This is a genomic window from Bradyrhizobium sp. USDA 3650 (assembly GCF_054057395.1).
The window spans coordinates 4,580,947-4,594,017 of sequence record NZ_JBSRZG010000001.1; the positions used below are offsets into that span (position 1 = coordinate 4,580,947).

The window sequence follows — 13,071 nt, forward strand, 5'->3', positions numbered from 1 at the left end:
CTCCCCTTGTGGGAGAAGGTGGCGCGAAGCGCCGGATGAGGGGTATGCTTCTGCGAATGCAATTGTGAGAGGTGTGCTCGCGGAGAGAACCCCTCACCCGTCTCGCCGCTATGCGGCGAGCCACCCTCTCCCACAAGGGGCGAGGGTGCACCGCTCGTGTAGCGCAATTCTACTAACGTCCCAGCTCCGTCGCCTTCGCCACGCGATCGAACCGCTCCAGCGTCATGATCGCGTCCGCGAATTTCTCCGCGCGCGCGTTCAGCACCGGACGGGCCAGCGTCAAGAACTTCTGCTGCATCGCCTGCGCGTCGGGGAAGGATGTCGGCTCGCCGGAAGGGTCGGCGTAGAGCCGCTCATGCACGCCGTCGTCCGTTGTGATACTCACGCGCGCGCCGAACGGATGGGTGCGGCCGATCTCGAGGCGATCGTCCTGCACCACGTCGAACTTGTCGGCGAGCGCGTCGATGGCTGCGTCCCCGAGGCGGGTGTAGTCGTCCCAGCCAAATGAGCCCTGGTCGAGCGCGAGCGCGCCGGTGAAGAACATCGAGAACTGGCCGCCGACGATCGAGGTCGGGTGGCGCTTGGTCGCGGCGTCGCCGGTGAGCGTGATGCCGTTGCGATGCAGGCCGATCTCGACGCGCTTGACCTGATCGGGCGTCAGATTGTGCTCGCGCCGCATCGCGATCAGTGCGTCGATCGCGGCGTGGGTATAGCGGCAGCTCGGATACGGTTTGACGCCGATCTTCATGGTCTCGTAGGTCTTGCCGAGTTCGGCGACCGCCTTGTCCGGATGCGCATCGTCGGTGTAGCCGGCGAGCAGGCCGTGCTTGCCCTCGACCGATTCCGTCGCGCCGACGAAGTCGTTGCGCGCCAGCGTCGCGGCGATCACGCCATTCATGGCGGCGGCGCCGACCTGGTAGCGCTTGTTCCAGGCGCCGTTGACCAGGAATTGCAGCGAGCCCGCGGCCTGACTGCCGGCGACGCCGAAGGCAGCGATGAGCTGTTGCTCGGAGAGGCCGAACAATTTGCCGGCGGCCGCGGCTGCGCCATAGGTGCCGGCGGTGGCGGTCGGATGAAAGCCGCGGGCATAATGCGAGGTCGGGTCGAGTGCGTTGCCGAGCCGGCAGCAGACCTCATAGCCCGCAACGATCGCGGTCAGCACGTCGCGGCCCGACGCGCCGACCATCTCGCCGATGGCGAAGGCGGCTGGAACCACCGGCGCGCTCGGGTGCAGCGAGGAGTCCGCATGGGTGTCGTCGAAGTCGAGGGAATGGCCGAGCGCGCCGTTGAGCAGCGCCGCGACCGCTGGCGTCCAGGTCTTGCTGTCGCCGAACACGGTGGATTCGCCCTTGGTATCGAGCGCAAGGGCCTCCAGCATCTTCAGGATCGAGGGGGTCGATTCCGCTTCGCTGCGGGCCCGGATGGCGCTGCCGAGGAAGTCCAGCGTCAGCACTTTGGCCCGATCCAGCACTTCCGCCGGAATATCCTGGAATTTCAGGTTGGCGACATAGGCAGCGAGCGTTGCGGTTTCGTGAGCCATCGTGTTTCCTCGTTTTGGCGCGCAAGTTAGGCGGGCTGATTTGGCCTTTCAAGCGGCCTCGGGGCCGCGGGCATCAGCTATGCTTTTGGCTGGCTTTGCGAGGATCGGACCGGGATACGCGACCATGGCATTCGCAGGAGAGCTGTTCGACCGGGTCTGGTCGCGAAAGACCCAATTGGGGTTGGCGATCCGGGTCACCGTGGCGGCCACCGGCGCCTATGCGCTCGCCACCGCGCTGCATCTCTTGTTGCCGCTCTGGGCCGTCCTCACCTCCATCATCGTGACCCAGATGAGCGTCGGGCGCTCGCTGAAGGCGACACGCGACTACATGCTCGGCACCATCGGCGGCGCGGTCTATGGCGGTGCCATCGCGATCCTGATCCCCTATTCGGGCGAACTGGGCCTGCTGGGTCTGCTGGTGCTGGCCGTGGCGCCGCTTGCCTTTGTCGCATCGATCTATCCGAATCTGAGCTCTGCAACGGTGACGGCCGTGATCGTGCTCGTGCTTCCCTCGATGCATCATGCCGATCCCATGGCCTCGGCGATCGATCGCGTCAGCGAAGTCGCGGTCGGCGCGGTGACGGGGCTGCTGGTCTCGTTCCTGGTGCTGCCATCGCGCGCGGTGCGGCAAATCCGCGCCAGCGCGGCGAAGCTGCTCGAATTGATCGCAGAGGCCTTCACCGAATTGCTCGCGGGCCTGACGCGCGGCCGGGACAATGACGCGCTGCATCGGATTCAGGACGGTATCGGCACCGCAATGGTCGGCATGAATACCATCGGCGCCGAAGCCGAGCGCGAGCGCTCTGCGCGATTGTCGAGCGGGCCGGACACCGGGCCGTTGTTGCGCACGATCTTGCGGCTGCGCCATGACGTCGTGATGATCGGTCGCTCGACCGTGGTGCCGCTGCCGGCCGAGGTGCAGACACGGCTTGCCGCGCCGCTGACGGAAGTCTCGACCGTGATCGCGCGCTTCCTGCGTTCGGCGGCCGCGGCGTTGCGCGAAGGCGCCGGCGCCCCGCCGATCCACCCCGTCCACGTCGCGCTCCAGCATTATGCCGAGGCGGTCGCCGCTGTGCGCCAGGACGGCCTGATCCGCGGCCAGCCCAGCGACACCGCGGAGCGCTTCTTCGCGCTCGGCTTTTCGCTGGAGCAGATGCACCAGAATCTCTGCGATCTCGATCGCGTCGTCGGCGAATGGTCGGAGGCCGCGACCGACAAGCCCGCGCGCTTGGCGGAGTGAGCTAGCGCTTCGTCAGGCCCTTGCCTCGCATGCGCCAGACCAGCAAATCGATGCGGTCCTGGCCGAAGAACGGCTCGTTGTCGAACACGAAGGTCGGCACGCCCCAATGGCCGGAGGCGGCGTGGTCCTTCTCGTTCTCGGTGATCACCTGCTCGTAGCGATCCGGGTCAGCGATGACTGCGGCATCCATTGCGGCGAGATCGAAGCCGGCCTTGTCGGCGGCGCGCGCGAGATGATCGCCCTCGTTCCATCCCGCCACCGAGCCGTCCCACAGCACGCGGGCGATCGCATCGGTGAATGCGAGCGAGCGTCCCTCGAGCTGCGCCATGGCACCAAGCCGGGTCAGGCGGTGGATGTAGGGCTGCTCGGCCGCGACGTCGAACGTGGCCTTGTCCTGCACGATCGGATCGGGCCTCGGAAAGCGGAACGGAATGCCTTCGTGCTGCGCCACGCGCGTGCTGTCGAGCACCACATAGCGAATGAAGTTCGGGCTCGCCTTCTTGAAGAAGCCGGGCACACGGACGGCGAGCGGATAGACCGGCCGCAAATTCACCGCCAGATCGTAGATTTCGACGAGCTTCAGCGTTTTCGGCAGCGCCAGATAGCTGAATGGGCTGCGAAATGGAATAGAAGAGGTCGACGGAGAGCGTCATCGCGCCAGTTTGCGCGTCAGCATCCGGAAGCGCAAGATCAGAAGTCCGGCATAGACGAACGATCCGATCGACAATCCGATCCAGACACCGACCGCGCCGAGATCGGCGTGAAAAGCGAGCCACCACGCAATGGGAAAGCCCACGCACCAATAGCCGATCGCGGCGAATACCAATGTCATCCTGGTGTCGTTGATGCCGCGCAGCGCGCCGCCCATGATGGTCTGGATGGCATCGGCGATGAAGAAGGTCGCGCCGACCAGCAGCAGCTTCGCGGTCAGCTCGACGGTCGCCATGCTCGCCTCGCCGCTGCCGAAGAACAGCCGTCCGAGCTGATAGCGACCGAGAATGATCGCGACGGTCAGGGCCGAGACGAACGCAATCCCGATCACGGCTGCGACGAGACCCGCGCGCTTCACCGCGAGCGGCTCACCGCGGCCGAAGGCGTGGCCGACCCGCACGGTGGCCGCCATGCCGATGCCGAGCGGGACCATGAACAGCACCGCGGTGACCTGGAGCGCGATCTGATGCGCCGCGAGCGCCGTGGTCGAGATCAATCCCATCAGCAGCGCCGCCGAAGAGAACAGGCCATATTCCAGCAGCAGCGAGAACGAGATCGGGGCGCCGATCGCGATGAGCTTGCGCATCAGGGGCCAGTCGATCCGCCAGAGATGGGCAAGCGGATGATAGTCCGCGAACGGCTTGCGCAGCCCCGCAATGGCGAGCGTGGCGATAAACGTGCCGAGATTGACCAGCGTGGTCGCAAGCCCCGCGCCGAACAGGCCGAGCTCCGGCAGGCCGAACAGGCCGTGGATCAGGACGTAGACCAGCGCGGCATTGACGGGGATCGCCGCGAGCGTGATCCACAGCGGGGCCTGCGGACGGTTCACCGCACTCATCATGCTACGCAGCGCGATGAAGCCGAGCGCCGGCGCGATGCCCCAGGCCAGCCCATTCAGATAGTGCTGGGCGAGCGCGGCCGAATGCGGCGCCTGACCGAGTGCAACCAGGATGTGCTCGCCATAAAGCGGCGAGGCCATCATCGGCAGCGAGATCAGCAACGCGACCCACAAGCCGACGCGCAAGGAGCGGCGGATGCGCCTGATATCGCCGGCGCCAAAGGCCTGCGCGACCAGCGGCGACACCGCCGCCATCAATCCGAGCCCGAACGTGAAGCTGACGAAATAGACCGTATGCGCCAGCGCCGCCGCTGCGACCGCGCTCTCGCCGAGCCGCCCAATCAGCGCGAGATCGGTCGTGATCATCGCGATCTGCCCGAGCTGGGTCAGCATCATCGGCACGGCCAGCCGCAGCGTCTCGACGAATTCGTCGGCGAGAGGATTTGGCGGCACGCCGGCTTGCGGCTGCGAACGAGGCTGGACGGTGTCGAGCATGGCCGGGTCAATAGCACAGCCGGGCGACGAAAACATGGCCTCGGCTTCTTCCCCTCTCCCCTTGTGGGAGAGGGTGGCTCGCCGCGAAGCGGCGAGACGGCTGAGGGGTTCTCTCGGCGAATCCAGCTCTCATTTGGATTCGCGGAGAGAACCCCTCATCCGGCGCTTCGCGCCACCTTCTCCCACAAGGGGAGAAGGGAAGAAAACTCTCAGCCCTTTCGTTCAGGCACGCGCCTGATCTTCGCGCCGAGCGCATTCAGCCGTTCGTCGATGCGCTCGTAGCCGCGCTCGATCTGGTCGGCGTTGTTGATCGTGGAGGTGCCCTCGGCGCAGACGGCCGCGAGCAGCATGGCCATTCCGGCGCGAATGTCGGGTGAGGTCATCGTCGCGCCGTGCAGCCGGCTTGGACCGGCGATGATGGCGCGATGCGGGTCGCACAGCACGATGCGCGCGCCCATCGCGATCAGCTTGTCGACGAAGAACATCCGCGATTCGAACATCTTCTCGAACATCAGGATCACGCCCTCGCATTGCGTGGCGGTGACGATCGCGATCGACATCAGATCGGCCGGGAAGGCCGGCCAGGGCTGGTCCTCCAGCTTCGGCACGTGGCCGCCAAAATCGTCCTGGATCTTCAGCGTCTGGTTCGAGGGCACGATGAGATCGTCGCCCTCGATGCGGCAGACGATGCCGAGCCGTTCAAATCCCATGCGGATCGAGCGCAGATGCTCGACGCCCGCGCGCACGATGCGAAGCGGCGACCGCGTGACGGCAGCAAGTCCGATCAGCGAGCCGACCTCGATATGGTCGGGCTGGATCCGGTAGGTCGCACCGCCCAGCGTCGCCGGACCGTGCACGATCATGGTGTTGGTGCCGATGCCCTCGATCCCTGCGCCGAGCGCGACCAGGAAGTTCGCGAGGTCCTGCACATGCGGCTCGGACGCGGCGTTGCGCAAATAGGTGGTGCCTTCGGCGGCGACGGCTGCGACCAGCGCGTTCTCGGTCGCGGTCACGCTGGGCTCGTCCAGGAACACGTCGGCGCCGGTCAGTTTCGAAGCGCGGAATTCGAGCCGGTCGGTCGCGGTGACCTTGGCTCCCAATTGCTCGAGCGCGAGCACATGCGTGTCGAGCCTGCGGCGGCCGATGACGTCGCCGCCGGGCGGCGGCAGCATCACTTCGCCGCAGCGGGCGAGCAGGGGGCCCGCGAGCAGGATCGAGGCGCGGATGCGCACGCATAGCTCAGGATCGAGATCGGCGGCGCGGATGCTCTTGGCGTGAATATGAAGCGTGTTGCGGGCGGTCCATTCCGCGGCAGCGCCGACCGAGCGGATCAGCTCGACCAGCGTCTCGGTGTCGCGGATCCGCGGCACGTTTTCCAAGGTCACCGGATGCTCGGTGAGCAGGGCTGCCGCGATGATCGGCAGGGCCGCATTCTTGTTGCCGGACGGCTCGATCGAGCCCGAGAGCCGGTGACCGCCCTCGACAATGTACTGGATGGGCGCCACGGGGTCTCTCGCTGTCGTGTTGAGTGGGGGGCGGGTTTTCGAGGCGGAAACTACAGAGAATTGAGCGCGGTAGCAATTGCGCCGGCCGCGGCCGCCCGCGCCGATGTGGCTGCCAGACCCTCATGGTGAGGAGCGCGGAACGCGCGTCTCGAACCATAAGGCCCGTATGTCCCCTGCGGCCATCCTTCGAGACGCCCGCTTGTGCAGGCTCCTCAGGATGAGGTCGGCGTGTGTGGCGGGTGCTCAGAACAACCCGATGATATTCCCCACCACATAGAGGATGGCGATCAGGATCAGGGCTCCGATCATGACGAAGGAGATCTCGATCGCAATGGCGCCGGTGCCGAGGATGGCGGCGACGCCTGCGAGGAGCCGTTCCTCTCGGAAGATCAGCGAGAGGACCGACAGCAGGATCGCCAGCAGGCCGAGCGAGATCGCGGTGGCTGAAGCGGTTTCGCTCCAACTGCGTCCGGCCGATTTCTCGACCTTTGGCGCCTGATATTCGACGCCCTTCACGCGCGCGATCACGCGGTCCTTGATTCGATGCCCGGTGTCGACGATGACCTGGTCAGCCGGTGGCGGCGGAAACACGATCGGCACGACCCAGTGCGGCAAGACCGCCGCCATCAGCGCCAGCACGCCGACAATGCTGCCGATAATGCCGAGACGGCGGGATGGGACGGCGGAACTGCTTGCTGCGGAGCTGGTCATGGCGTGGCGCTTCCCGGCCGGAACAGGCCTTGCGGGTTTATGCCACTTCGTCGCGATGGCGGGTGGTGAGGTTCAGCGCTTGTGTTTCCACAAGGTCATGGCCGGCCTGTCCCGGCCATCCACGCCTTGCCTCGTCGCACGGAGAACGTAGATGCCCGGGCCTTCGCCTCGCCGAAGCGGCTTCGGCCGCGCAGGCGGGACAAGCCCGGGCATGACGACCGTCCAAGCATCCGATCTCAGATATCGATCGTCGCGCTCAGCGAATGTTCCTGGATGAAGTCGCGGCGCGGCTCGACCACGTCGCCCATCAGCTTGGTGAAGATGTCGTCGGCCTCGTCGACCTCCTTGACCTTCACCTGGAGCAGTGATCGCGCATTGACGTCCAGCGTCGTCTGCCAGAGCTGCTCCGGGTTCATCTCACCCAGCCCTTTGTAGCGCTGCAGCGAGACGCCCTTGCGGCCGGCGTCGGTGACGGCTTCGAACAGATCGACCGGGCCGTAGACCATGTGCTCGGTGTCTTTGCGCCGCAGCTTGCCGGGGCGGGCATAAACGTCCTGGAGCTTGACCGTGTACTCGTCGAGCTTGCGGGCTTCGACCGAGCCCAGGAACGCGTCATCGATGAGGGCGACGTCCTTGACGCCGCGCACAGTGCGCTCGAACTGGAAACCCTGGCCTTCCACGTATTGGCCGATCCAGCCGCGCTCGACCTCGTCGGCGAGCGTGTCGAGGCGGGCGGCGATGTATTGCGCGGCCGCGGCGGCCTTCTCCGGATCGCCGTAGATCGCCTTGTTGAGCACGCCGGTGATGGCGGCCTGCTCGATCACCTTGCGATTGTAGCGGGTGTGCAGGCTGCGCAGGACGCCGCGGACGGCGCGGGCGTCGTCGACCAGCGAGCGCAGGTCGCGGCCGGTACGATCGCCGCCGGTGCCGGGGATATAGACGCAATCGTCGAGCCCGGTATCGATCAGATAATCTTCCAGCGCCCGCTCGTCCTTCAGATATTGCTCGGACTTGCCGCGGTTAACCTTATAGAGCGGCGGCTGGGCGATGTAGAGATAGCCGCCGTCGATGATCTCGCGCATCTGCCGGTAGAAGAACGTGAGCAGCAGCGTGCGGATGTGGGCGCCGTCGACATCGGCGTCCGTCATCACGATGATCTTGTGATAGCGCAGCTTCTCGATCGAGAATTCGTCGCCGATGCTCGTTCCGAGCGCGGTGATCAGCGTGCCGATCTGCTCGCTGCCCAGCATCTTGTCGGGACGCACGCGTTCGACATTGAGGATCTTGCCGCGCAGCGGCAGCACGGCCTGGAATTCGCGGTTGCGGCCCTGCTTGGCGCTGCCGCCTGCCGAGTCACCCTCGACGATGAAGAGCTCGGACTTGGCCGGATCCTTCTCCTGGCAGTCGGCGAGCTTGCCGGGCAGCGAGGAGACCGAGAGCGGGCTCTTGCGCGTCAGCTCGCGCGCTTTTCGCGCGGCTTCGCGGGCTGCCGCCGCCTGGATCACCTTGCCGACGATCATCTTGGCTTCGGAAGGGTGCTCCTCGAACCAGGCCTGGAGCGCCTCGTTGAGCACGTTCTCGACCACGGGCCGCACTTCCGAGGACACCAGCTTGTCCTTGGTCTGCGAAGAAAACTTCGGATCGGGCACCTTCACCGACAGCACGGCGGTGAGGCCTTCGCGGCAGTCGTCGCCGGTGAGCGCGATTTTTTCCTTTTTCGCGTTGGCCTCGGCATAGCCGTTGACCTGGCGCGTCAGCGCGCCGCGGAAGCCGGCCAGATGAGTGCCGCCGTCGCGCTGCGGGATGTTGTTGGTGAAGCACAGCACGTTCTCGTGGTAGCTGTCGTTCCACCACAACGCGGCCTCGACGCCGATGCCGTTGGATTCCGCGCGCACCATGATCGGCGCAGGCACGATCGCCTTCTTGTTGCGGTCCAGATATTTGACGAATTCCTCGACGCCACCGGAATAGTGCATCTCCTCGCGCTTCTCGACCGCGTGACGCATGTCGGAGAGGGCGATGTTGACGCCGGAGTTGAGGAATGCGAGCTCGCGCAGCCGGTGCTCCAGCGTGGCGAAATCATACTCGATGTTCTTGAAGGTTTCCGTCGAAGCCTGGAACGTCACCTCGGTGCCGCGCCTGCCGGGCGCATCGCCAACGACCACCAACGGTGCGACGGCATCGCCATGGGCGAATTCGATGTAGTGTTCCTTGTTGTCGCGCCAGATGCGCAAGCCGAGCTTGCTCGACAGCGCGTTGACGACGGAGACGCCGACGCCGTGCAGGCCACCGGAAACCTTGTAGGAATTCTGGTCGAACTTACCGCCAGCATGGAGCTGGGTCATGATGACCTCGGCTGCCGAGATGCCCTCGCCCTTGTGGATGTCGACCGGAATGCCGCGGCCGTCGTCGCGCACGGTGACGGAATTGTCGGCATTGAGGATCACGTCGACGCGCGTGGCGTGGCCCGCGAGCGCCTCGTCGATCGCGTTGTCCACGACCTCGTACACCATGTGATGCAGGCCCGAGCCGTCATCGGTGTCGCCGATATACATGCCTGGGCGCTTGCGGACGGCGTCGAGACCCTTGAGCACGCGGATCGATTCCGCCCCGTAATCGCTCGGATTTGAGGGTTCGTTTTCGGCAGGCGTCTGCCGAGCAGGTTCTGTCATGAGAGGCCTTCGAGATGTCGCCCGAATCAGCGGCGCAAAAGGCGCTGATATGCGGGCTATTTGTGCCACGAAAGACGGATTGCGCCTAGCGCAAAGTATCTCCCGGCAAGTCTTTGATTAGATGGGATTTTTCGGCCGATTTTCAAGGCCTTCGAAGGCCGATTCGGCGGCTTGGAAAAAGCGCGATTCGAGACGCCGTTTCGGGCTCTGGAAGGCGTGGATTTTGCGGGGAGGAGGGGCGTTCCGAGGCGCCTGGAACGCCCCGGAACGGCCTTGCAGCTCAATACATTTGCAGCGGCAGCACATCTCCGCCCGGTCCCACCAGGAGGCCCCAGGCATCGCCGGCGGCCACGGTGAGGGTCTCGGTGCGAGCAGGGCGTCCCGGCAGACGCAGTGCGTACTGGTACTTGCCGGGTGGCAGATCGAGCATCGGACCTTTCGGCGATTGCGGACCTCCGGCGCCGGCCGCGATCTTCACGGTTTGATTGTTGATCGTCAGCGATGCTTCCTTCGGCCCCATATTGCCGAGCATCAGCCTCGCCTGTCCCGCCTTCGGCATGATGTCAGCCTTGGCCGCGGCCTGCGGATTCCGCTGCATCAGGCTGACCGTGGTCTCGTCCCTGGCGCGGCCGAGCTTCAGCACGGCCGGTCCCTGCGGCGAGGTGAACGCGAGCTCCGCCCGCTCGGCGGTCACAGTCGCGCCGTCGGTCTTCTCCTGCCAACCCCGCTTGGTCAGCTCCGCGCGATAGAAGGCGAGGACCTCGCCAAGCTCGGCAGGGATGCTGGCTTCGAGCTCGGTCCGGAACGACTGGTCGCTGCCGGGGAATTTCGTGGAGCTGATGCCGGTCGAGCTGCGCTGTGTCGGCACCGGCAGGGCGGAATCGGGATCGGGCGTGAGCGGCTCCTTCGATTTGGTCTGGACCGCCTTGGCTTGGGCCGATTTTGCCTCGACGGGCTTCGCCGCGGCGATAACAAGACCGGTGCCGTTGGCGCTAACGTTCACCTTCGGCCCCATCTGCATCACGGTCATCGAGATCGACTTGCCGCTCTTGGAGAATTCCATCACCGCCATGTTGGGCTGGTTGATGACGGAAGGTTGCTCCTTCCAGCCCGCCGGCTTAAGCGATGCGCGATAAAACGCGGCAAGCGCCTTCACGCTCGAGGCCGAGGAGAATTCGAGCTGGCCGTCGTCGCCCTCGAACTTCACACCTTCGGCGTTTTCAGGCAGCGGCACCGGCGTCTTGCTGTCGGCCAGCGCATTCAGCGGCGCGTCGGACAATGCGGCCGCCTGCACCTTGCGCCTTGCTTCGTCGGCGGTAATGAGCTGCTTGGCCGCACCTAAGGCATCCCCAAGGAACTTCTCGTCCGCCTCTTTCTTCGCCCTGGCACGGGCGGCGAGCGCGGAGTCCTTCACCTGCGCGGTCAGGCTGACCATGGTGAAATCGTATTTGCGGCCGAGCCGCAGCACGCCGGTTTCCTCCGCCGAAGAGATCTTGATCGCGACCTCGTCGCCGGGTGCGAGCGGCACGCTGCCGTCCTCCTGCCAGCCGCGCGCGGCGAGCTCGCGGTGATAGAAGGCGAGCACGGCCGGCAGCTCGGCCATCGCGGCGGCCGACATTTCGCGCTTGTTGTCGCTCGCGCCGCCGAGCCCCCTGGCCGTCTTGGTCGGGCTCGGCCGCGGCAGGCCGGCCAGATCGCTATCGGCCTTGAGCTCGCTGGGCAGCGCGAAGGGCGCGACCCGGATATCGATATTGGTGCGGCCGTCATCGCGGCGCGTCAGCGTCAGCATCACGGGCTTCTGCTGATAGAAGCCGGTCTCCTTGCTATCGGCATGCGCGTAGAACGCGCGCACGCCGTTGGGAACGGTTTCATCCAGGCTGGTGGTCCAGCGCGCAGCGGTTTCCGGCGTGAGCTTCTGCCAGCCGATCGCAGCCATCTGGCTGCTGTAGAAATCCGACGTCGCATCGAGCGGCGTCGGCGCGATGCAGCCGAGATAGGGCCGGGTCCCGTCAAACACGATCTCGCCTGCGCCTTCCGGAAACGGCACGTTCCCGTAAATCCGCTCGGTAGTGTAATAAACCACGGACTGGTCAGGCCGGCCGGGCGCCTGCGTGAAATGAACCGAAAGGCCGTGTCGTCCCTTCCTGAACTTCAGCAGGCTGCTTTTCTCCTCAAGCGGCATCACATAGGGCACCCAGCCGTTGTCGCTCAGGAGCTTTTGGACCGCGGGCAGTGTCACGGCCTGCCGCGTCGGTACGCGATATTCGACGCTATAGGGATCGGGGCGCGAAATGTCTTCCACCGCACCTTCGAGCTGGGGCAGCGCGTGGACGTCGACAATGCCCTCGTCGGCGCCGGCCGCGATCGAGCAGCTCGCCATCAGGAAGAGACCGCATGCAAGCAGCCGCCATCGTGCCGGGATTTGCATCCCGCGCGGGATCATCGCCATCGTTACGTCTCCAGGATGCCGCGCGGCGCTTCGGCGCGCGCGATTGCAACGGCTGCAACACCGTCGGCGGGGCCTCAGACCAGAAGTCGCGGCAGGAACCGGGCAGGTTCAAAGCTCCCGGACTGGTCAATACAGCTGGAGCGGCGACCATGCCTCGCCGTCGCGCCCGACGGTGAGCTCCCAGGCGTCGCCGGCCGCGAGATTGAGGATGTCAGTGTGGGCCGGACGGCCGGGCACGCCCAGTTCGTAGGCATATTTGCCGGGCGCCAGATCCAGCGAGACGGCGTTAGTGCCGGCGCCGCGCTTGATGATCCGCGCGTCGATCCCGAGCACGGCTTCCGTCTCGCCGATGTTGCTGAACACCAGCTTCGCCCGGCCCGGTTCGGGCATGACGTTCGCCCGGGTCGCAGTATCCGAGTTCTTCTGCACGAGATGGACCGAGGTGCTGCTGTCCTTGCGGCCGAGCTCCAGCATGGCCGGCCCGAGCGGAGATGCGAACGCGAGCCGGACGTGATCGGCGGAGAGGACGGCGCAATCATGCTGCTCCTGCCAGCCGAGCCTTGCGAGCTCCCTGCGGTAGAAGGAAAGAACGTCGCTGAGCTCGGCGGGCACGGTGGCTTCGAGCTTGACGCGAAGCGGCGCTTCGACGCCCCGCATCAGTGTGGTGTGGATTCTTCGAAAGCTGTAGCGGGTCGGTGCGGGTAACCTGGCATCGGGGTCCGGCGTGAGATCGGCCGAAAACAGCGGCTGCGGCATCCAGGCGCCGGCGCTTGCCGCGAGCATGCACGTCGCGAGCAAGACGAGGCCGCACGCAAACGCCCGCCATCGTGCCGGAGCTTGCGCCCCGGACCTTGCCGCCCGCATCTCACTCTCCAGGGGTTCGCGCGTGATGTCATTGCGCGATTGCAAA

Annotated in this window: 8 protein-coding genes and 1 pseudogene; 1 reads left to right on the forward strand and 8 read right to left on the reverse strand. The window is 65.7% G+C overall.

Translation table 11 applies throughout. The features are described from left to right. Positions 1-172 precede the first annotated feature (172 nt). Positions 173-1,540, reverse strand: coding sequence for an MmgE/PrpD family protein (locus ACVIN2_RS21385; RefSeq protein WP_456767049.1), 1,368 nt, complete (start codon positions 1,538-1,540; stop codon positions 173-175). 124 nt (positions 1,541-1,664) lie between these two features. On the opposite strand from ACVIN2_RS21385, the gene ACVIN2_RS21390 reads away from it, so the two are divergent. Continuing rightward, a complete protein-coding gene (locus tag ACVIN2_RS21390) occupies positions 1,665-2,780 on the forward strand; it encodes an FUSC family protein (protein WP_456767050.1) in 1,116 nt (371 codons plus the stop codon). Position 2,781: 1 nt separating this feature from the next. Here the strand turns inward: ACVIN2_RS21390 and ACVIN2_RS21395 are convergent. The 7 genes and pseudogenes from ACVIN2_RS21395 to ACVIN2_RS21425 all read right to left on the reverse strand — a co-directional run bounded on the left by ACVIN2_RS21395 (position 2,782) and on the right by ACVIN2_RS21425 (position 13,025). Then, positions 2,782-3,433, reverse strand: a pseudogene (locus ACVIN2_RS21395) (2-hydroxychromene-2-carboxylate isomerase). After that, a complete protein-coding gene (locus ACVIN2_RS21400; RefSeq protein ID WP_456767051.1) occupies positions 3,430-4,824 on the reverse strand; it encodes an MATE family efflux transporter in 1,395 nt (464 codons plus the stop codon). Before ACVIN2_RS21400 ends, ACVIN2_RS21395 begins: the two are co-directional and overlap by 4 nt. Positions 4,825-5,033: 209 nt before the next feature. Further along, complete coding sequence (murA, locus tag ACVIN2_RS21405; RefSeq protein WP_247426415.1) at positions 5,034-6,329, reverse strand: UDP-N-acetylglucosamine 1-carboxyvinyltransferase; 1,296 nt, start codon at positions 6,327-6,329, stop codon at positions 5,034-5,036. Between the two features lie 243 nt (positions 6,330-6,572). Next, entirely contained in the window at positions 6,573-7,040 is a 468-nt protein-coding gene (locus ACVIN2_RS21410) for a hypothetical protein (RefSeq protein ID WP_456767052.1), read from the reverse strand. Between the two features lie 236 nt (positions 7,041-7,276). Continuing rightward, entirely contained in the window at positions 7,277-9,712 is a 2,436-nt protein-coding gene (gene gyrB, locus ACVIN2_RS21415; RefSeq protein WP_456767053.1) for a DNA topoisomerase (ATP-hydrolyzing) subunit B, read from the reverse strand. Between the two features lie 280 nt (positions 9,713-9,992). After that, positions 9,993-12,161: a hypothetical protein gene (locus tag ACVIN2_RS21420; RefSeq protein ID WP_456767054.1), complete on the reverse strand. Its 2,169-nt coding sequence runs from the start codon at positions 12,159-12,161 to the stop codon at positions 9,993-9,995. 126 nt (positions 12,162-12,287) lie between these two features. Continuing rightward, positions 12,288-13,025 (reverse strand): hypothetical protein, encoded by a 738-nt coding sequence (locus tag ACVIN2_RS21425; RefSeq protein WP_456767055.1) that lies wholly within the window; start codon positions 13,023-13,025, stop codon positions 12,288-12,290. Between the last annotated feature and the right edge of the window lie 46 nt (positions 13,026-13,071).